The organism is Mycobacterium sp. NGS49, assembly GCF_059812565.1.
The window spans coordinates 13,158-32,731 of the sequence record NZ_JCALCX010000027.1 but is presented as its reverse complement, the minus strand read 5'-3'; the positions used below and the strand labels follow the sequence as shown (position 1 = coordinate 32,731).

The following is a 19,574-nucleotide window of genomic DNA, read 5'->3' as shown; positions in this document are numbered from 1 at the left end:
CCGAAGCACGTTTGCGCTGGTAAAACTGGAGCCGATGACGGGAATCGAACCCGCGTATTCAGCTTGGGAAGCTGATGTTCTGCCATTGAACTACATCGGCGCTGTCGCCCAGAAAGGCTAGCACCGGTCGATGCTCGCCGGTGGGCGGGTCGCGACATTACCGAGCCGTCCCCCGTCACGTCTGAACAGGGCGTTCCGGGAGATCGTATGCCCGACATATTCCACCTCCGGCACCGACCGATCCTCCGATACCGGCAGCGCTCCGCCCCAACACCGACGACGGCAACGGAACCGTCGTTCAGGCCAATCGCTTACCGGTCTCGGCTGACTTCCTCTGCTCCCCGTCCGGACCGGCACTCGAATCACGCTGCGCTACAACATATTTCCGCGACAGTGCCTGTCCCGTCCGCACCACCAACCGTAGATGGTTGTTTGCGCCAGAAGCTCGAGGAACTGTCCAACGGGCTGGTCGACTGAGCGAACCCCGACCCCGGGAATCACCCTGGCGTAATTCACAATGTGAATAAACCCCAACTCATTGCGAATCCTAAAAATGTGACGTTTACCCTTTCGTTATCATCTGTAACCTCGTATTGTGACCATCCGTGGGCAGGCACCAGTTAGCTAGGAAGCCGCGGAAATCGCCCGCAGCGCTGGCTGCGGGCCTCGCCTCGGCTGCTGTGTACTTCGCGGTGAGCGGCGACGTCAGCCCGATCAGTGCCGCCCGCGCGGAAGTCAAGCCTGCCGAGACCCCGTGCTGCGTCGAGCTCGCGGCGACCCCGGTCTCGGCGAGCATCGACACCTCCCACTGGAGATTCAGCATCGAGGAGATGGCGCCGGCCGAGCGGCCTCGAGCTGACCGGTCGCGGGCCGTTGCGGGATCCCGCGTGCTGCCCGTCGGCGTCGCGCCGGAAGCGGGCCTGCAAGTCAAGACCATCCTGGTCGAACGTGCCATCAGCGCGCTGTTCCCGGAGATCCACCAGATCGGCGGCGTCCGACCGGACGCGCTGCGGTGGCATCCCGAAGGCTTGGCGCTTGATGTGATGATCCCGAATCCGAGTTCCGACGAGGGAATCGAGCTGGGCAACGCGATCGTCACCTTCGTGCTGCAGAACGCCGAGCGTTTCGGCATCCAGGACGCCATCTGGCGCGGTGTCTACTACACGCCCGGCGGCGGTGCTCAATCCGGTGGCTACGGCCACTACGACCACGTCCACGTCACCACCACCGGCGGCGGCTACCCCAGCGGCGACGAAATCTACGTCCGCTAACCCGCGTCAACGCCGGCGGTTACGCTCGTCGGGTGCTGCTCTCCGACCGCGACCTCAGGGCTGAAATCGCCGCAGGTCGATTGGGCCTCGATCCATTCGACGACGCCCTGGTTCAGCCGTCGAGCATCGACGTCCGCCTCGACTCGTTGTTCCGGGTCTTCAACAACACGCGCTACACCCACATCGATCCTGCTCGGCAACAGGACGAGCTGACCAGCTTGGTCGAACCCGCTGAGGGGGAGCCGTTCGTCCTGCACCCCGGAGAATTCGTGCTCGGCTCGACGCTGGAAGTCTGCACACTGCCCGATGACCTGGCTGGACGGCTGGAAGGCAAGTCGTCGCTGGGTCGGCTGGGCTTGCTGACGCACTCCACCGCGGGCTTCATCGACCCTGGCTTCAGCGGCCACATCACGCTGGAACTGTCTAATGTGGCCAACCTGCCAATCACCCTGTGGCCGGGGATGAAAATCGGGCAGTTATGTATTTTGCGACTGACCAGCCCATCTGAACACCCTTACGGCAGTTCGCAAGTAGGCTCCAAGTACCAGGGTCAGCGGGGCCCGACACCGTCGCGGTCGTATCAGAACTTCATCCGGTCCACCTAGCAGGCGCATAGTCCCAGGGGCCACAATCGAATTCGGCGATCCGCGCCGTGCTTCCCTCCGCAGACCGGTACGCCTTGGGAGGGGTCATGGACGTAGTACTCGGGGTTTCGATGGCACCCTCGGCCGTCCGCATCGCGCTGGTCGAGGGTGAGGACGCCGACGGTGCCATCGTCGAAGAGGACAGCTTCCGGCTGGCCGGCGACACAGCTGTCACCTGCGCATCCGAGAGGGTGATGGCGGCCATCCTCGGCACCCGCGAGGGCGCCTCTGAAGCAGGTCTGCGGTTGTCCTCGATAGGTGTCAGCTGGACCGACCAGGAACAGGCGACCGCCCTGCGCGATGCACTGGCCGCCCACAAAGTCGAGAACGTGATGCTGGTGTCCGCTTTCCTGGCGGCGGTCGCGATGGGTCAATCCGTCGGCGCCTCGGTGGGCTACGAGCGGACCGGCGTGCTGTTCGTCGAACCCGACAGCGCGACCCTTGCCGTGGTGGACACCCGGGACGGCTCGCTTTGCGACGTGCGCCGCCAGCTGCTGGCCGAAGACGACGACGCCGCCGTGGCCGAGCTGGTGCAAATGGTATCGAGCGCCGAGTCGTTGCGCGCCCGTCCGGACGGAATCTATGTAGTGGGCTCGGGGGTCGACGTGCCCATGATCAAGCCGGCATTAGACGCGGCCACGGCGCTGACTGTCAGCGTGCCCGAGGAACCCGAAATGGCGCTGGCCCGCGGCGCTGCGCTGGCTTCGGGCAGTTCCCCATTGTTCGCGTCGACCACCGCCGCCATGGCTTATGCGCAGGATCCTGGGGACTTCGACTACCTGGGCGACGACGAGTTCGTGGACGGCGCCCGGGAGCATCCGGACAAGCGAAAACGGGCCTTGCTGCTCGGCAGCGGCCTCGCCGTGGCTGCGATTGTTGCCGTGGTGGCGCTGGAGGTCGCTTTGGCGATCAACATCCGTCCCACCGTCGCGTTGCAGCCCAAGCCGAATGAGAACCACTTCGTCGCTCCCGCGGCCGCACCCCCGGCGCCCACCGAAATCGCCGCGCCGGAGCACAAGATCGATCTGCCCGCGCCGCCGCAGCTAGTGCCGCGCGCCGCACCCCCGCGGCTTCCCGTCGAGATCCCGGCCGCGTCGGTCCCCGCTGCGCCGGCACCGGTCGTCCCCGCGTTGCCGGCTCCGGCCGCGCCCAATTTGCCGGCGCCCAGGGTCCCCGATCCCGTTGTGGTGCCGCCGGTGATTCCCATCCTGGTGCCGCCGGTGCAGGTGCCCGGCCCGGAGACGTTCCTGCGTCCGCCCCTAGCCCAGGCTCCGGTGCAGGTACCGCGGCAGCAACCTCAGCTGCCGGCGCCCCGCGCCCCGATTCCCGCGTCACCGCCGCGCCCCCGAAATCCCGTCCCGAAGGCGCCGGCCATCCAGATCCCCAAGGCGCCGGCACCCAACCCGGGCCGGGGGCCTTTCGGCGGTGGAGGTCCCGGTAACGGCGGCCGTGGTCCCTTCGGTGGCGGACCCGGCAGCCACGGCCCGTTCGGCGGAGGCGGCGGGCACGGTCCGTTCGGCGGTGGAGGTGGGCACGGTCCGTTCGGCGGTGGGGGCGGGCACGGTCCGTTCGGCGGAGGCGGTGGGCACGGTCCGTTCGGCGGAGGCGGCGGGTTCGGCGGCGGCCGCGGCCACCGGTAGCCCCAGCGTCAGGGCTGTGAGCTGCCGTACAAAGCAAACTCAAATGGGTATGAAACCGGTGCGCGGGTAACGTTGTACACCAGGAGTTGGGGAACTCGTCGCACTCAATTTGGGGGAGCTTTGGACACCGTACTTGGCGTGTCGATGGCACCAACCGCCGTCCGAATGGTGCTGGTCGAAGGCGAAAACGGGGACGGCGCCCTGGTCGAGGAAGACAGCATCGACATCGGGGACGACGCGCCCACGTTCAATGCCGCCGATCAGGTCATCTCGGCCATACTCGGGACCCGTGAAGGGGCGGCGGAGGGTGGCTACCAGCTGACGTCGACGGGCGTGACCTGGCGGGACCCGGCCCAGGCGGCCGCGCTGCGTGACGCACTGGCCACCCGCAAGATCGAGAACGTCATGTTGGTGTCGGCGTTCCTCGCCGCGGCGGCGCTCGCCCACTCCGTCGGCAACGAAACCAACTACGCGCACACGGCGCTGTTGTTCATCGAACCCGATACCGCGACGTTGGCCGTGGTCGACAGCGGCGATGGATCGATCGCCGACATGCAGACCCAGGCGCTGCCCGCCGATGACGATGCGGCGGTGGCCCGATTGGCCGAGCTGGTCTCGGCAGCCGAACGACTGGAGACGCGTCCCGACGCCGTATTCGTTGTCGGCTCGGGTGTCGACGTGCCCATGATCAAGCCCGCCCTCGAGGCCGCAACCACGCTGCCCGTGACGTTGCCGGAAGAGCCCGAGACGGCACTTGCCTGGGGAGCGGCGCTGGCGTCGGCGAACACCCCCCTGTTGTCATCGTCCACAGCAGCTCGTGCCTACGCCCAGGACCCCGGCACCGGCGCCTACGAGCCGTTCGTGCTGCACCCCGCGTACTTCGAGAATGTGGACGCAGCCGACGGCGCGCTGGCCTACAGCGCTGTGGACGGCGAGCACGACGACCGAAATCCGGACGAGCGAGGGCCAATCGGGTTGCTGGGCAGCGTGCTGCTGTCGATCTTCGTCATCGGGGTGGCTTCGCTGGTCGTCTCGCTGGCCGTCAGCATCCGCAGCACGTCGAGCAGTCGGCCCGATCCGGGGCAAGCCCTCGTCGTTCCCACTCAGGTGCCGCGGGCCCCGGCTTCGGCGCCGCAGGCTCCGGCGGCGGTACCTGAGCAGGCTCCCGCCCCGGTGCCACAGGCTCCCGCGCCGGTGCCGCAGGCGCCCGTGCCGCAGATTCCCGAGCAGGCTCCGGCGCCAGTGCCGCAGGCTCCCCAAGTGCCGGTGGAAGTTCCGCAAGCGCCGGTGCCGGTTCCTGTTCCGGTCCCCCAGGCGCCTGCTCCGGCTCCTGTCCCGGTTCCGGCCGCACCCGCGCCCGCACCGGTTCCCGTCCCTGTTCCCGTTCCGCAGTTGCCGCAGATCTTCACCCCGCAGTTCCCCTTCGGTCCGGGTGGCGGCGGCCGCGGCGGCGGCGACGACGCTAAGCCGCCGGGCATCGGGAAGGCTCCCACCCCCAAACTGCCCGGCGGTGGTCCCGGCAGAGGCGGCGGCAAAGGCGGCAAGGGCGGAGGCGGCGGCCGCGGCGGTTTCAACATCCCCGGCATCCCAGGCATCTGAGCTGAATTTCGCCGGGTAGCCGTCATCTGCCGTTCAGCGTGGCGATGCGGTTCGCTCATCGCGGCCACCTACACACGGTGGTATGCGCTGCACCGTTTTTGGTACCGGTTACCTCGGTGCCACCCACGCTGTCGGAATGGCGGAGCTGGGACACGAGGTCGTCGGGGTTGATATCGACCCGGGCAAGGTCGCCAAGCTCGCCGGCGGCGACATTCCCTTCTACGAGCCTGGCTTGCGAAAGCTGTTGACGGCCAACCTTGCTGCGGGTCGACTGCAGTTCACCACCGACTACGACATGGCGGCCGAGTTCGCCGATGTCCATTTCCTGGGAGTCGGCACGCCGCAGAAGAAGGGCGAATACGGCGCAGATATCCGGCACGTGCACGCCGTCATCGACGCACTGGTGCCCCGATTGACCAGGTCATCCATCCTGGTCGGCAAATCAACCGTACCGGTGGGCACCGCGGCCGAGCTGAGCCAACGTGCCGCCGCGCTGGCACCGGCGGGCGTTGACGTCGAAATCGCCTGGAACCCGGAGTTCCTCCGCGAGGGCTACGCCGTACACGACACGTTGCATCCGGATCGGATTGTGCTTGGCGTGCAACAGGACTCCGTGCGGGCTGAGGCTGCGGTGCGCGAGCTGTACGAGCCGCTGCTCGGCGCGGGCGTGCCGTTCCTGGTGACCGACCTGCAGACCGCGGAACTCGTGAAGGTGTCCGCGAATGCGTTTCTGGCGACCAAGATCTCCTTCATCAACGCGATATCCGAGGTGTGCGAGGCGGCGGGCGCCGACGTCAGCCTGCTGGCCGATGCCCTCGGGTACGACCCGCGCATCGGACGCCAATGTCTCAATGCCGGATTGGGTTTCGGTGGTGGGTGCCTGCCCAAGGACATCCGGGCGTTCATGGCTCGAGCGGGCGAACTGGGCGCCGATCAGGCGCTGACCTTCCTGCGCGAAGTCGACAGCATCAATATGCGGCGGCGGACCAGGATGGTCGAACTGGCCACCCTCGCCTGCGGTGGGTCTCTGCTGGGTGCCAATATCGCGGTACTGGGCGCGGCTTTCAAGCCGGAGTCCGACGACGTGCGGGACTCGCCCGCGCTCAACGTCGCCGGGCAGTTGCAGCTCAACGGCGCCGCCGTCAACGTCTACGACCCCAAGGCGCTGGACAACGCCAACCGGCTCTTTCCCACCCTGAACTATGCGGTGTCGATCCAAGAGGCTTGTGAGCGTGCTGATGCCGTGCTGGTGCTCACGGAGTGGCGGGAGTTCGTCGACCTCGATCCGGCCAGCCTCGCCCAGCGGGTGCGGGCCCGGGTTGTCGTCGACGGCCGCAACTGCCTCGACGTGGCGCGGTGGGAGCGGGCCGGCTGGCAGGTGTTTCGGCTGGGAGCGCGGCGCGCTACGCGCTGACCCGCTGCGGCACGTTGCGTGGCCGCCCGTCGGCGCGCAGGAAGCCGCCGGTGCGCTCGCGTCCGAGGATCTCGCTGGGCTGCCCGTGGCGAAACACCTGTCGGCCGGAGACGAAGACGGCTTCCACGGTGGCGTCGTTGCGGTTCACCATGCGTGAAAGTCCGCCGTAGGCTTCGACATTGGCCTCATGGTAGGCGTCCAGCGAGTCGTCGAGCCGTTGCGGGTCGATGACCACCAGGTCGGCCCAGTCGCCCACCCGCAGATGACCGGCGTCCACTCCATACCAGTCGGCGAGTTCACCAGTGAGCCGGTGTACCGCCTGCTCGATCGACAGGAACGGACGGCCCTGCAGTTCCGCGTCGCGCACATGCCGCAGCAGACGCAACCCGCTGTTGTAGAACGCCATGTTGCGCAGGTGAGCACCGGCGTCCGAGAATCCCACCTGCAGGCCGTGCATCCGGGCCAAGCGGCGCAGCACCTTGGGCCGGTGATTGGAAATCGTTGTGCGCCAACGGATCGCCGTCCCATGTTCGAGCACCAGGTCGAGGAACGCGTCGACGGGGTGCAGACCGCCGCGTTCTACGCCGACCTGACCGAACGACTTGCCCACCACCGACTCGTCGGGGCAGGAGACGATTTCGGCGTCGAAGAAGTCGCGATGCCAGGCGCGCGGGCCGAACTTGGTGTCGTAGTCCTTGCGGAACTGCCTGCGGTACTCCTCGTCACGCATCAGCTCGTTGCGCTCGAGTTCGTCCTTGAGGTGCAGTGCGGCAGCGCCCGCGCCGAACTCCTCGAACACCACGAGGTCGATCCCGTCGGCGTACACCTCGAAGGGCACCGGCAGGTGCTGGAAGCGGAAATCGCCGCCGAGCCGGTTCACCAGGGCGGCCAACCCGCTGGTCAGCCAGATGGTGCCGGGTGCCGACTTCATGTCGGCGGCCGCTAGGAGGCTTGTTTTGAGGTGCGGCCGACGGATCCCCAGCGACTGCAGCGCCTGCGAGACGATGTTCTGCGGATGACTGATGTCAGGTCCGGACTGCAGAGCGCGGCCGGTGCGACGCAACAACGACTTGAGCCGGCGCAACTCGCGGCCTTTGGCATAGGTGGACGGCAGGGTGCGGGACCGGCAGGTGTCGCCGTCGATCTTGTCGAAAAGCAGTTGCTGCGAGGACATTCCAAGGAATCCCGCGTCGAGTGCGTCGCTCAGCATCTGTTCCATCCGCGCCTGCTCGGCGGGGGTGGGCTTGACGTCCTTGCGGGTCGCCCGATCCAGACCCATCACGGATGTCCGCATGTCGGAGTGACCGATGAAAGCCGTCACGTTGGGGCCCAGCGGCAACGACTCCAGCGCGTCGATGTACTCCCGCGCGTTTGTCCACGACTTGTGCTCTCCGACAATGCGCACCACGTGCTCATGCGGGATCGCTTCCACCCGTCCGAACAGGTCGGCGGCTTCGCCGGCATTGACGTGCACGGTAGACAGCGAGCACGACCCCATCACGATCGTGGTGACACCGTGCCGCACGGATTCCGACAGCTCCGGCGCGGCCAGCACCTCGGCGTCGTAGTGGGTATGAATGTCGATGATGCCCGGCATCACCCACTTACCTTCGGCTGCAATGACATTCGGGCAGCCTTCGGTGTCCAGCGGGCCGGCGGAGACGGCGGCCACCCGGCCGCCGCGAATCCCGATGTTGCGGATTGCCGACGGGCCTCCGGTGCCGTCGAACCACCGGCCGTTCACGATCACTGCGTCGAAAGTCATGGTGATCACCTCACTCGAGTGGACAGCTTACCGAGATCGTCAATTCAGGGAGCTGGCCGCCCCCTTGAGGGCGATGTCAGCGGTCAGCACCGGCGCGACCCAGCGGCGCAGGTAGGTGCGCAACACCTCGCCGGTACGCGGGGGTCGGCCGGGGTCGATGGTGAAGGACTGCAGGATTCGCAGCGTGTACTCCGCAAGATCGTCCAGATCGGCGTCGGCGAGCCCGAGCTCGGCCCAATCGACGTCCAACCCGGCCAGAATGCCGTGGCTGAACTTGATCCCGACATCCGAAGTGATCCCGGCCGATGCCTTGCTGAAGTCGTTTACCAGCATCAACTGGATGTGCTTGTCGCTGGGCAACCATTCCAGGGTGTAAGCCAGGCTCTCCACCAGCGCCTCGACCGGGTCGCTGATACCGGACAGGTGCTCGGCCAGCTTCGTGCAGAACCGCTCGCCGGATCGGGTGGCAGCGGCCTCGATGAGGGTGTTGGTTCCCGGGAAATAGTTGTAGACGGTCTGCCGGGAGACGCCCAGCGTTCGTGCCACGTCGGCGATCCGCATGTCACCGCCGCGCTGCTCGATCGCTTCGCTGGCGGCGTCCAGGATGCGCTCGATCGCCTCGTGGTCGGTTGCCGGCCTCGCACCGCTCCACCCATGGGTGCGCATGCTTAGAGGTTACGGTTTGCGGGGGACTAACCCGCACCTTGACGAGGAAACCGCACCTTGACGACGAAAAGAAGGGCGCGGGATGAAACACACAAGTGAGGGACCGAAAGCCGCAACCTCTGTGGTCCCCCGGAACGACCGCACAAAGGCGGGGTCCGCGCCCTCGAGAACAACTAATCACGTAGCGGTGGTCACCGCAAATTCCGCAGGTGTACCAGCGACACCAACCCCATGTCACGCCGCAGTACGGCGGGCGGCAACACATGGAAGCCGCGCACGCCCGGCCGTCCGGTGGCGACTTGCACGATCTTGCGTACGATGCGGAAATCCAAGTCTTTGAGGACTCCCCGGTCGGTTGTCGTGTCGAGGAGGCTGGCCAGGCCAGGAACCGCAAACGGGTTCGTCGCGTCCAGCATCACGTTGGTGGCTGCCACGAGTTGACGCGCTCGCTCGCTGGCCGGGCGCGACACCAGGGCGGCTGCGGCGGCATCGATCCGGGTCGCAATGTGTCCGATGAAGCGGCGCAGTCGAGGTGGCGCCAGGGCAATCGTGCCGGCATGGCTGACCGACAGTCCAAGGCAGTCGATCCGGTCGCGGCCTCGGTAGGCATGATCCTCCGCGCCGGGTTGGCCGTTGCCGCCGAGGGCCGTGCGGAACTCTTTCGCGAGTTTGCGTTTGACGCCCAAGTCGTCGAGCAGGGCGTCGATCCGGGCATCCGCCTCGTGAAGTGCGGCAAGGTCCGGATGCGCCACGATGAAGTCATCGTTGTACCGCGCGTAAAAGATGCCATCGATCGCAACGATTGCGGCGTCCATGGGTACAACCGCCAAATTCCCGAGAACCGGTACCAGAGGGGTTCCCATCGCCGTGCCGTGCAGCCGGGTGAACTGCGTACCGTCCCGATCCCGCACGACGGGGCGTGCCAGGCGGGTGATGAGATCCCAGACATCCGCCCCGAGTTCGCCGCGCGGGCTACCGAGTGTCGCAACTTCTCGCAGGATGCGCCACAGCGCCGCGTCGGGACCAACGGGGAGATCGTCGCCGTAGTGCTCGAAATCGGACTGCAGGACATACAGCGGCGGACCCTTGAGCCCCACCCGTTTGCGGTGAGCGCGAACAAATTCGGCAAGGGCCCGCGTTGCTGCCACGTTCGTTAACCCGGGCAGGTAGGAGTAGACGCCGGGCAGGCCATGGCAGCGCGCGTTATGGGATAGAAGCTGGAAGAGCGCCGAACCAACCACGTGGTCGGTGAAGGTGGGTAGATGGACGGCGCGACACTTACCCTTGTATTCAAGAAAGCTGAGGTCTACGGGCTGCGGGCGGTATTCGCCCCGGGAGACACTGTGGGCGATTGCTCGGGAAAGCGCCCGCCGCTCGGTTGCGGTGCTGAAATAAGTGACGCCCCCACCAGCCTCACTGAAAGCTAATCCACGCTGCCTTCTTTTCGCGAAAATCCGCATGATGGCTTCTTCATACGTTCTCGGCTCGGCCAGGCGTTTCTCGATGTCGACCGGTTCAGGCATCTCGAGCGCATTCCGCCGCCGCGGCGCTGCCCCGGCGGACATGCCAATCCTTGATGATCCGCATCCAGCTTTCGAAGAGCCCAGCCTCGGGATCATGCGGCAACAGAAACAGCAAGCGCAACTTTCCATGATGGAAGACCGGTGTCAGGAGGCGCCCAGACAACGCGACGACGCTGACACCGTCTTCAAGGCAATGGACTGCCGTCGGCAGCGCCCTGACCAGCACACTCAGTTCCAGGTTGCGCATGTCCGGGGTTCCCTCGAGCGTTTCCAGGTCGAAGACTATGCCGTCGGCAAAAAGCGTGCGAAATTTCCGAGTCAGGCTAGCTGGCCCGTCCGGCCCCGGCGATAGCTCATCAGCGGGCTGTATCCATTTCTCGGTGAGGAGCCGGGCCAATGCATCGCGTCCATTTGCCCCGGGCGTGTGCAATGATTTTCCACGGTTTACGGCGCCGCCCGTGGTCGCTTGCAGCGCCAGGTGGGGCTGCTGATCGGTATCGCCATTCGATGTTCGCTGGTAGTAGAAAACTGTCGTCGGTGAACCAAACGCACAGTATCCCTTGCCGTCAAATGTCTTCTGCATCAATGTGACCGCCGCGGATCTCTGCTGCGCCGGGATCCACTCTGGGACCGTGATTTTGCCGACAAGCACGGGCCCCGACTCGCGGGTGAGCTCTTGTATCCAATCGCCCAATGCCAGCAGGGTGGGCAGCGGCAGGGGCTGGCGGTCTCGGAAATGCTGCAGGTTGATGAGAACGATGAGAACCGTGATCATGGCGGCCGTGAGCTCAAGGAGATCAGAGACGGGATGGGGGTCGAGCCATACGAGCCAGAGCAACGCGACCCACAGCGCGACGGTTGCGATGAGTGTGCCGAAATAGCCTTCGGCAAAAAGCCGCGTCTGGTAGATGCCTATCACGCTGCGAACGATAAACAGGGGAAGGAGCGCGAGCAGGAAGGTGATCGGTATCTCGCGCAGGACAAACAGCCCCAGCGCGGCCGCGAGTGACCAAAAGAAAAGTGAGATGAACGGCGTCGTCAAGAGCAGCCTGCGAAAGAACGAGAGTTGAAAGTCGCGAAGCGCCGGGATTCGCCGCAGACGGACAAAGTCGAAATAGAACAGACCGGTGCCCTCGTAGGCGCCACGGAATAGCGGCAGAATCAGGTAGAAAAACTGAAAGGTGTCGACATGCCGCCAGGCCGCTACGCCCGCGAGCAGGTCAAAGGCCCGGTCGTTGGTCCGGTACATGCCCAGTATCGTGAGAACGACAAGGGCGTCCAGGCGCAGACCGAGTCCCGCCAGCGTTGCCTTGAACGCCGGCCATGGCGGGATCCGCGGGAGCGCTCGCCAAAGTTCGTGAGCCGTCCCGAATTTCGGCCAAAGTCCCATCAACCGGTAAATCCTTAGCGTGTAGCGGACCGTGATCCAGATGCCGACCGCATTCGACGTAATGATTGCGACGATGATTGCCGCAGCCGGGTACAAATAGAAGCCAACACTGAGCACCGCCAGCTGCACGACGGTCGGCGCGAGCAACGACCAAAAGGGTCGGTAAATGCGCCGAGTGGCGTATATACCGGAATGAAGCACCCGAACCGAAAAACGCACCGCAGTCTCCAAAACGACCAGAAACGCGTAGAGGAGTCCGACCGGATCCCGGCCCGACGGAAGCTGGGCCGCCAGTGCAACACCGCCAACGATCGTCAAAGCCGCTCCCGCGATCATCGAAAGGACGAGCCAGCAGCCAATCTCGTGCTCGGCCGCATCGCGATCTCCAGACCGGGAGAACACTCTGAGCCGCTCCCGCATGACCTCAAGAAACCCCCACCAGCCGCCGCTGACGACCAGGCTGCCGACGCGTAACACGACAATCGTGAACGCCGCCAGTCTGCCCAGGCTTGCAAGGAGGATTAGAAACTCGATGACGTGGACGAGGAATCGCGCCGTATCAAGCAGTAGTGCGTAGCGCAGACGGTAGCGGAGGTACGCGAAGATCCTGCCGGTGAGAAGGCTCGCGAAAAGCGAGACCATGTGGTCTTGCCGGCGCGCCGTCCGGTCAAACCAACGGTCGATGTCGTTCACCGGAGCGCACCCTTCGAGCGAGGCAATTCGAATGGCTATTTTGAGAAGATTGCAGCATGAAGCGAGGCGATGTAGCCGTATTCTCGGTATCGGCCGGCTTGGCGGCGGTGGTCGTCGCGGTCGTTGTCTTCAGGCTTCTCGGCACCGATCGCTCGCCCGGTTCGTTGCCTGGCGACTCCGGCAGCAGCACCTCGAGCCTGCTTGTTGTGACGTGGGCACCCAGTCTCTGCAAAGTGGAGTCGTCCAGCCCGGGCTGCGCAAACGGTCACGTGAGCAAGTTGGGCCGCACCTTGCTTCTCCACGGACTTTGGCCCCAGCCGGCTAGCGAGCAGTTCTGCGGCGTGCCAACGGCCGTCGCCGGCCGGCCCCGCGGTCTACATGATGCCGATTTGCCGGCGGTGATTCTGCCTGAGGACGTCCAGACGAAGTTGCAGTCGATGGTGTCTGACGTCACGGTCATGGCTCCCTATGAGTGGACCCGGCATGGGACGTGTTCAGGTGTCACGCCTGCTGCATATTTTAGAAATGCCGTATCGCTCACCGAACAGGTCAGGAAAACCCTCGATCCGGTGTTCGGGGCGGCTGTGGGCGGGGGTTTATCCGCCAGCGCGGTGCGTGACCGATTCGATGCCGAATTTGGAAAGGGGGCGGGCAAGCGTGTTGGCCTTGAATGTCGCAGCGTTGATGGGGAAGGCCTCATTGTTTACGAGGTGCGCCTGTCGTTTCCTCCGGTTGTCGATCTCGGCGCCGATCGGGCAACGGTGTCGCTGAGGGACTTACTCGTCAAAGGCCCAACCGTATCCGCCGGTTGTCGGTACGGGCGCGTGCCGTGAAGAACTACTGACGTCTTGGTGAGTGCCGTTCCCTCGGGTCCGCGATCTCGTCTCCATCAGTGTGTCGGGGTTGTGAAGTCATAGCGCGTTCGGCAAGGGCCCACCGGCCAGGAATCACTGACGCCCAGAAGCGCGAACTGGTCCCGGATCGCCGACCGCTACCTCTTGGCGCCAAGGCTTGGAAGCAAAGGTCGAATTAGCTAGGGCAGAAAGGGATTTAGAACCGGCGGGATGATCTGGTTGCCGGTCACGCCGGTGAGCCGGACCCAGATCTGTGCGGGGATGTTGAGCGTTTGGTAGACGCCGGCCCCGATCCAGGAGACCGGTACCTGCAGGAAGTCGGGCACCGAGTGGACGACGTTGGCGATCGGGTCGTACGCCAGGTAGGGAATCGAGGTCGCGAGGGTTCGCGACACGAGAGTCGCATTGGTCACGGGATCGGGGTAACCCTGTGCGGCGAAGTCGGCGCTGAGCACGCTGAACAGGTTGCTCGGGCCGGGATTGACGTAGGTGCCGTTGAAGACGGCGGATGTCAGGGGCGCACCCTGCATATAGGGCAGCGGTGGAATGTCGAAGGCATCCATGATCGTCGGCGTCGTACTGACAATCTGCCATGAGTTGTTGATGAAGCCGTCTTGGGTATCGGTGTAGGCCTGATCGAAGATCAGGAATGTCGCTGTCTCGCGGGGTGATTGGAAGCCATGTCCACGGCCGAACTGGTCGGGCCCGATGTGCCCGTGGTCGGTGACCACCAGGGTGGTCCATTGCTCGCCGTTGTTCATCGCGTTGGCTTCCCAGTCGGCTACCGCGCCCAGCACGCCCCCACCGCCGACGGTTTGGGATCCGAGGTTGGCGTCCAGGTTCCGAAGAGCCAGCGCGTACTGCGGCGAGTCGCCACCGTAGTCATGCCCGACGTGATCAACACCTGCGAAGTACGAGAAAATGAGATTGCCCTTGTCCGGATCGGCCAGGGCAATGGCGGTTCGGGTCTTCTGGGCGACCAGGTCCTGCGTCGCCAGCCACTCCGTGTCGCCCGGGACCTGCGGAACGAACTCGATGTTGTCGGCGGGATGCGAGCCGGCAGCGGCCATTTCGGCTATGCCCCCCGTGCCGTTAGCGATGACCGTGGTGTTGACGTTGTCGCCGTAGGCTGCCTCGAGCTGGTTGTAGACGGTCGGCCAGTCGTCATACGTCCAGGGGGTGAAGACGTTGTTGCTCACACCGGCTGTTTCGCCCCACACCCCGGTCTGAATGGTCGTCCAGGAGGGGTTGGAGAAGCTGGTGTGCCCGATGATCGTCGACGCCGAGGTGACGCTCTGCGTCATCAGCGCGTGGAAGTTCGGGGTGCCCAGGGGATCGGCCAGGATCTTGGCCAGGTTGGTGCCGTCGGTGCCTATCAGCAGGAAGTTCACGTCCGGTGCGGTCATCATCAGCAGGGCGGCTTCTTGTGGAGTCACCACGTTCAGTACTGTGCCGGCCTGGCCGGTCGCGCCCGCGGCGCCGAATAGGGACCAGGCCCGGCCGCCGATCCCGCCCACCCCGGCGGGGACGGTCAGTCCGCCAACCCCGCCGGTGCCGCCGGTTCCGCCATTGCCCCACAACAATCCGCCCATGCCGCCGGCGCCGCCGGCCCCGCCGCGAAAGCCCCCGGTGCCGCCGATCCCCCCGTTGCCGATCAACCCGGCGTTGCCGCCGCGGCCCCCCGTTGCGCCCATCAGCCCGGCCGAGCCGCCGTTACCGCCGTTGCCCCACAGGATCCCGCCGTCGCCGCCGGCTTGCCCAGTACCGGGGGTGCCGTTGACCCCGTCGCCGATCAACGGGCGCCCCAGCAGCAAGTTCGTGGGTGCATTGATCGCACCCAGGACGTTGTCGGCCACGGCCTGCAGCGGGCCGGCATTGGCCGCCTCGGCGACGCCGTAGGCCGCGCCGGCGGCGCGCACCGCCTGGGCGAACTGGTCTTGCAACGCCGCGATCTGCGCACCGAGCGCCTGGTAGTCGCGGGCGTAGCCGGAGAACAGCGAGGCGATCGCCGCCGATACCTCGTCACCGGCCGCAGCCGCCACCGTGCCGGTCGGGGCCAACGCCGCCAGGTTGGCCGTCCGCAGCGCGGAGCTGATACCCGCCACGTCCGCCGCGGCGGCCGTCAACCGCTCAGTTGCAGCGACGAGATATGACATGGTGGGTCCTCCCGCCCGGTAGCTTCTTGGCGCATCGAGGGACGTGACGGCGCCCACAATCTATCCGATCCGGCATGTCGCCTGGTACTCCCGTTAACCGACACCTCGCCAACCGCGGCGACCCGGTGTCCTACCGCTGTCTGGTCGTGGAGTTGACCCGGATCTCGATGTCGTCGGGATCCGTTGCTATGAGGCCGGATTCGTCGGTGACCCGCACGCCCAGGGTCCGGCCTGTTTCGGGGTCGACGAACCTGAGCGGGCCCCGGCCTTTTTGCAGGTGCTTGTCCCCCCACTGCACCAGCGACAGGAACACCGGGAACAGGTCTTTGCCCGCCGGGGTCAGGCGGTACTCGTCGCGAACCCGCCTGCCCGGTTCCTGATACGGAACTCGCGTGATGATGCCGGCCGCCTCCAACTGCTTCATCGCTCGCGACACCGCCGGCGCGGAGGTGCCGATCCGTTCCACGAAGTCCTCGAACCGCGTTGTGCCGTAGAAGCATTCACGCAGCACCAGGAACGTGGTTTTGGTGCTCAGTAGGTCGAGGGCTTTGGCCATCGAGCATCCGTCGCCGATCGACCATTTCTTCCGGTCGCGCAGCTTCTTTTCGAACTCCATGGCGCACCTTACATAACTAACGATTGCGTTATCCAGCATAGCGTGCTTGTATCTAGATAACGAAAACATTAGTCAGATAGCCGGAAGGAAACCCGAGATGGTTGCAGTAGCCGACAAGGTGGTTGTGGTGACAGGAGGCCGACGCGGACTCGGTGCCGCGCTGGTCGACGAGGTGCTGGCCCGCGGGGCCCGCAAGGTCTACTCGACAGCGAGAAGCCCGTTCACCGATGACCGCCCGCAGGTGGTCACCCGCGAACTCGAGGTCCGCGACGCGGACTCGGTCGACGCGCTGGCCCGCATCGCGGGTGACGCCGACATCGTGATCAACAACGCCGGCATTCTCATCCCCGACTCGCTACTGACGGGAAGCTTCGACGACGTCACGGAAACCTTTGACATCAACGTCTTTGGCCCGCTGAGAGTCACACGGGCCTTTGCGCCGATCTTGGCGGCCAATGGCGGCGGCGCGGTGGTCAATGTGCATTCGGTGCTGTCCTGGCTCGCCGGCAGCGGAGCCTACGGCGCTTCCAAAGCCGCGATCTGGTCGGTGACCAACTCGCTGCGTCTTGAGTTGGCGTCGCAGAAAACCCAGGTCGTCGGTGTGCACGCCGGATTCATCGACACCGACATGGTCGCTGACATTCCGATGGCGAAGTCGACACCGGCAGAGGTGGCCAGGCGCATTCTAGACGGGTTGGAATCCGGGGCCGTCGAGGTTCTCACCGACGACGTCACCGTCAACGTCAAAGCTGCACTCTCGGGCCCGGTGGAAAACCTGGCCTTCGCGCTGGCGCATTAGGAATCGTCATGCCACTGTGGACAATTCATCACACGCCGGGCGTCTTCACCGACGCCGAGAAGCACGAGTTGGCGACCCGGATCACCGACCACTACGAGAAGGCCGGCCTGCCGAGGTTCTACGTGATCACCTTGTTCAAGGAGACCAGGACCGAGGACTTCTACGTCGGCGGTGAGCCGACTCCCGTCGGTGTCCGGGTCGTCATCGATCACATCGCCCGGCATTCGCGCAACACGGGCGACCGTCAGCGGATCGCGCGCTGGATCAACGACATCCTGACTCCGTTGGCCGAAGTGAAACCCGGTCTGCACTGGGAGTTTCACGTCGATGAAACCAGCGAGGAACTCTGGATGATCAACGGACTTGTTCCGCCGCCGGGTGGCTCAGCGGCCGAAAAGGCGTGGGCGCAATCCAACACCGCAGCTGTCTACTGACATCGCGAGAAGCCGGTTCGCCCGGCCTGACCCGCGAGCAAATGTTCGGCACATTGGCCGCTTTGACCGCCGGCCGCGCAGATCCCTAGGTGAGGAATGGATTGAGGATCGGCGGGATGATCTTGTTGCCGTTCACGCCGGTGAGCCGGACCCAGATCTGTGCTGGGATGTTGAGCGTTTGGTAGACACCGGCCCCGATCCAGGAGACCGGTACCTGCAGGAAGTCGGGCACTGAGTGGACGACGTTGGCTATCGGCTCGTATGCCAGGTAGGGAATCGAGGCCACCAGCGTGCGCGACACCAGAATTCCATTGGTCACGGGATCGGGGTAACCCTGTGCTCCGAAGTCCGCGCTGAGCACGCTGAACAGGTTGGTCGGGCCGGGATTGACGTAGGTGGCGTCGAAGACGGACGACGTCAGGGGCGCACCCTGCATGTACGGCAGCGGTGGAATGTCGAATGCATCCATGATCGTCGGTGTCGTACTGACGATCTGCCACGAGTTGTTGATGTACCCGTCGTACGCGTTGTTGTAGGCCTGATCGAAGATCAGGAATGTTGCTGTCTCCAAAGGAGATTGGAAACCGTGAGTGATGCCGCCAATCTGTGGCGGTCCTAGTTCGCCATGGTCGGTGACCACCAGTGTGGTCCATTCCTCGCCGTTGTTCATCGGGTTGGCCTCCCAGTCGGCTACCGCGCCCAACAGGCCCCCGCCGCCGACGGTTTGGGATCCGAGGTTGGCGTCCATGTTCCGAAGGGCCAGCGCGTACTGCGGCGAGTCGCCGCCGTATGCATGCGCGTTGACGTCTGGGCCCGTGAAGTACGAGAAGATGAGATTGCCCTCGTTTGGGTCAGCGGCCAGAATGGCGGTCCGGGCTGTCTGGCCGACCAGATTCGACGTCGCCAACCAATCTGTGTCGCCCGGGACCTGCGGGATGAATTGGATGTTGTCGGCCGGGTTGGAGCCGGCGCCGGCGATGTCGGTGATGACATCCCAGTCCGCGATGACCGTGGTGTTGACGTTGTCGCCGTAGGTGGCCTCGAGCTGGTTGTAGACGGTCGGCCAGTCGTCATACGTCCAGGGGGTGAAGACGTTGTTGGCCACACCGGCGGTTTCGCCCCACACCCCGGTCTGAATCGCCGTCCAGGAGGGGTTGGAGATGGTGGTGTGCCCGATGATCGTTGACGCCGAGGTGACGCTCTGCTGCATCAACGCGTGGAAGTTCGGCGTGCCCAGGGGATCGGCCAGGATTCTGCTCAGGTTGGTGCCGTCGGTGCCGATCAGCAGGAAGTTCGCATCCGGTACGGCCAGGAGCAGCAGGGCCGCCTCCTCGGGAGAGGCGAACATCACGTCCGGGTAGTAGGTCCCGGCGTTGCCGGTCGCGCCCGGGGCGCCGAACAACGACCACGCCCGGCCGCCGATTCCGCCGGCCCCGGCGGCGATGGTGCCGCCGCCGACACCGCCGATGCCGCCGGCCCCACCGCTGCCCCACAACAATCCGCCCATGCCGCCGGCGCCGCCCGCCCCGCCGCGGATACCGCCGGTGCCGCCCACACCCCCGTTACCGATCAACCCGGCATTGCCGCCGCGGCCACCGGCTTGCCCCAGTCCGGCGGAGGCGCCCGCGCCGCCGTTGCCCCACAGGATCCCGCCGTCGCCGCCGGCTTGCCCGGTGCCGGGGGTGCCGTTGACCCCGTCGCCGATCAACGGGCGTCCCAGCAGCAAGTTCGTGGGTGCATTGATCGCTCCCAGGACGTTGTCGGCCACGGCCTGCAGCGGGCCGGCATTGGCCGCCTCGGCGACGCCGTAGGCCGCGCCGGCGGCGCGCACCGCCTGGGCGAACTGGTCTTGCAACGCCGCGATCTGCGCACCGAGCGCCTGGTAGTCGCGGGCGTAGCCGGAGAACAGCGAGGCGATCGCCGCCGACACCTCGTCACCGGCCGCAGCCGCCACCGTGCCGGTCGGGGCCAACGCCGCCAGGTTGGCCGTCCGCAGCGCGGAACTGATACCCGCCGCGTCCGCCGCGGCGGCCGCGATCAACTCCGGTGCAGCGACGAGATACGACATGGTGGTCCTCCAAACAGCTGCTCGACCCATCGGAAGATGTGA

15 protein-coding genes and 1 tRNA gene are annotated in these 19,574 nt (G+C 65.6%); 8 read left to right on the top strand and 8 right to left on the bottom strand.

What is annotated here, in order from left to right; all coding sequences use genetic code 11:
• Positions 1–26 precede the first annotated feature (26 nt).
• A tRNA-Gly gene (locus AC5Y7D_RS23725) sits at positions 27–100 on the bottom strand.
• A 505-nt stretch (positions 101–605) separates the two neighbouring features.
• Between AC5Y7D_RS23725 and AC5Y7D_RS23720 the strand changes: the two genes are divergently transcribed.
• The 5 genes from AC5Y7D_RS23720 to AC5Y7D_RS23700 all read left to right on the top strand — a co-directional run bounded on the left by AC5Y7D_RS23720 (position 606) and on the right by AC5Y7D_RS23700 (position 6,568).
• The gene (locus tag AC5Y7D_RS23720; RefSeq protein ID WP_499928271.1) at positions 606–1,271 is read left to right on the top strand and encodes a VldE C-terminal domain-containing protein; all 666 of its coding nucleotides are present in this window, start codon (positions 606–608) and stop codon (positions 1,269–1,271) included.
• A 32-nt stretch (positions 1,272–1,303) separates the two neighbouring features.
• Positions 1,304–1,876, top strand: coding sequence for a dCTP deaminase (gene dcd / locus AC5Y7D_RS23715; protein WP_499928270.1), 573 nt, complete (start codon positions 1,304–1,306; stop codon positions 1,874–1,876).
• Between the two features lie 86 nt (positions 1,877–1,962).
• A complete protein-coding gene (locus tag AC5Y7D_RS23710) occupies positions 1,963–3,555 on the top strand; it encodes a DUF7159 family protein (RefSeq protein WP_499928268.1) in 1,593 nt (530 codons plus the stop codon).
• Between the two features lie 72 nt (positions 3,556–3,627).
• Complete coding sequence (locus AC5Y7D_RS23705; RefSeq protein WP_499928267.1) at positions 3,628–5,154, top strand: DUF7159 family protein; 1,527 nt, start codon at positions 3,628–3,630, stop codon at positions 5,152–5,154.
• Positions 5,155–5,236: 82 nt separating this feature from the next.
• A complete protein-coding gene (locus tag AC5Y7D_RS23700; protein ID WP_499928265.1) occupies positions 5,237–6,568 on the top strand; it encodes a UDP-glucose dehydrogenase family protein in 1,332 nt (443 codons plus the stop codon).
• Here the strand turns inward: AC5Y7D_RS23700 and AC5Y7D_RS23695 are convergent.
• The 4 genes from AC5Y7D_RS23695 to AC5Y7D_RS23680 all read right to left on the bottom strand — a co-directional run bounded on the left by AC5Y7D_RS23695 (position 6,558) and on the right by AC5Y7D_RS23680 (position 12,605).
• Positions 6,558–8,333: an N-acyl-D-amino-acid deacylase family protein gene (locus AC5Y7D_RS23695; protein WP_499928263.1), complete on the bottom strand. Its 1,776-nt coding sequence runs from the start codon at positions 8,331–8,333 to the stop codon at positions 6,558–6,560. The genes AC5Y7D_RS23700 and AC5Y7D_RS23695 overlap by 11 nt on opposite strands.
• Positions 8,334–8,372: 39 nt before the next feature.
• On the bottom strand, positions 8,373–8,999 hold the full coding sequence (locus AC5Y7D_RS23690; RefSeq protein WP_499928261.1) for a TetR/AcrR family transcriptional regulator: 627 nt from the start codon (positions 8,997–8,999) through the stop codon (positions 8,373–8,375).
• Positions 9,000–9,190: 191 nt separating this feature from the next.
• On the bottom strand, positions 9,191–10,522 hold the full coding sequence (locus tag AC5Y7D_RS23685) for an RNA-dependent RNA polymerase family protein (protein WP_499928259.1): 1,332 nt from the start codon (positions 10,520–10,522) through the stop codon (positions 9,191–9,193).
• Positions 10,515–12,605 carry a hypothetical protein gene (locus AC5Y7D_RS23680; RefSeq protein ID WP_499928257.1) on the bottom strand — a complete coding sequence of 697 codons (2,091 nt, stop codon included), beginning with the start codon at positions 12,603–12,605 and terminating at the stop codon, positions 10,515–10,517. Before AC5Y7D_RS23680 ends, AC5Y7D_RS23685 begins: the two co-directional genes overlap by 8 nt.
• A 56-nt stretch (positions 12,606–12,661) precedes the next feature.
• Here AC5Y7D_RS23680 and AC5Y7D_RS23675 point away from each other — a divergent pair, with 56 nt between their 5' ends.
• A complete protein-coding gene (locus tag AC5Y7D_RS23675; RefSeq protein ID WP_499928256.1) occupies positions 12,662–13,438 on the top strand; it encodes a ribonuclease T2 family protein in 777 nt (258 codons plus the stop codon).
• A 200-nt stretch (positions 13,439–13,638) separates the two neighbouring features.
• On the opposite strand, the gene AC5Y7D_RS23670 is transcribed toward AC5Y7D_RS23675, so the two are convergent.
• Positions 13,639–15,615 carry a PE domain-containing protein gene (locus tag AC5Y7D_RS23670; RefSeq protein ID WP_499928255.1) on the bottom strand — a complete coding sequence of 659 codons (1,977 nt, stop codon included), beginning with the start codon at positions 15,613–15,615 and terminating at the stop codon, positions 13,639–13,641.
• 130 nt (positions 15,616–15,745) lie between these two features.
• A complete protein-coding gene (locus AC5Y7D_RS23665) occupies positions 15,746–16,231 on the bottom strand; it encodes a winged helix-turn-helix transcriptional regulator (protein ID WP_499928253.1) in 486 nt (161 codons plus the stop codon).
• Positions 16,232–16,328: 97 nt separating this feature from the next.
• Between AC5Y7D_RS23665 and AC5Y7D_RS23660 the strand changes: the two genes are divergently transcribed.
• Positions 16,329–17,030, top strand: coding sequence for an SDR family oxidoreductase (locus tag AC5Y7D_RS23660; protein ID WP_499928251.1), 702 nt, complete (start codon positions 16,329–16,331; stop codon positions 17,028–17,030).
• An 8-nt stretch (positions 17,031–17,038) separates the two neighbouring features.
• Positions 17,039–17,464 carry a tautomerase family protein gene (locus tag AC5Y7D_RS23655; RefSeq protein ID WP_499928250.1) on the top strand — a complete coding sequence of 142 codons (426 nt, stop codon included), beginning with the start codon at positions 17,039–17,041 and terminating at the stop codon, positions 17,462–17,464.
• Between the two features lie 85 nt (positions 17,465–17,549).
• On the opposite strand, the gene AC5Y7D_RS23650 is transcribed toward AC5Y7D_RS23655, so the two are convergent.
• Positions 17,550–19,532 carry a PE domain-containing protein gene (locus AC5Y7D_RS23650; RefSeq protein ID WP_499928248.1) on the bottom strand — a complete coding sequence of 661 codons (1,983 nt, stop codon included), beginning with the start codon at positions 19,530–19,532 and terminating at the stop codon, positions 17,550–17,552.
• Between the last annotated feature and the right edge of the window lie 42 nt (positions 19,533–19,574).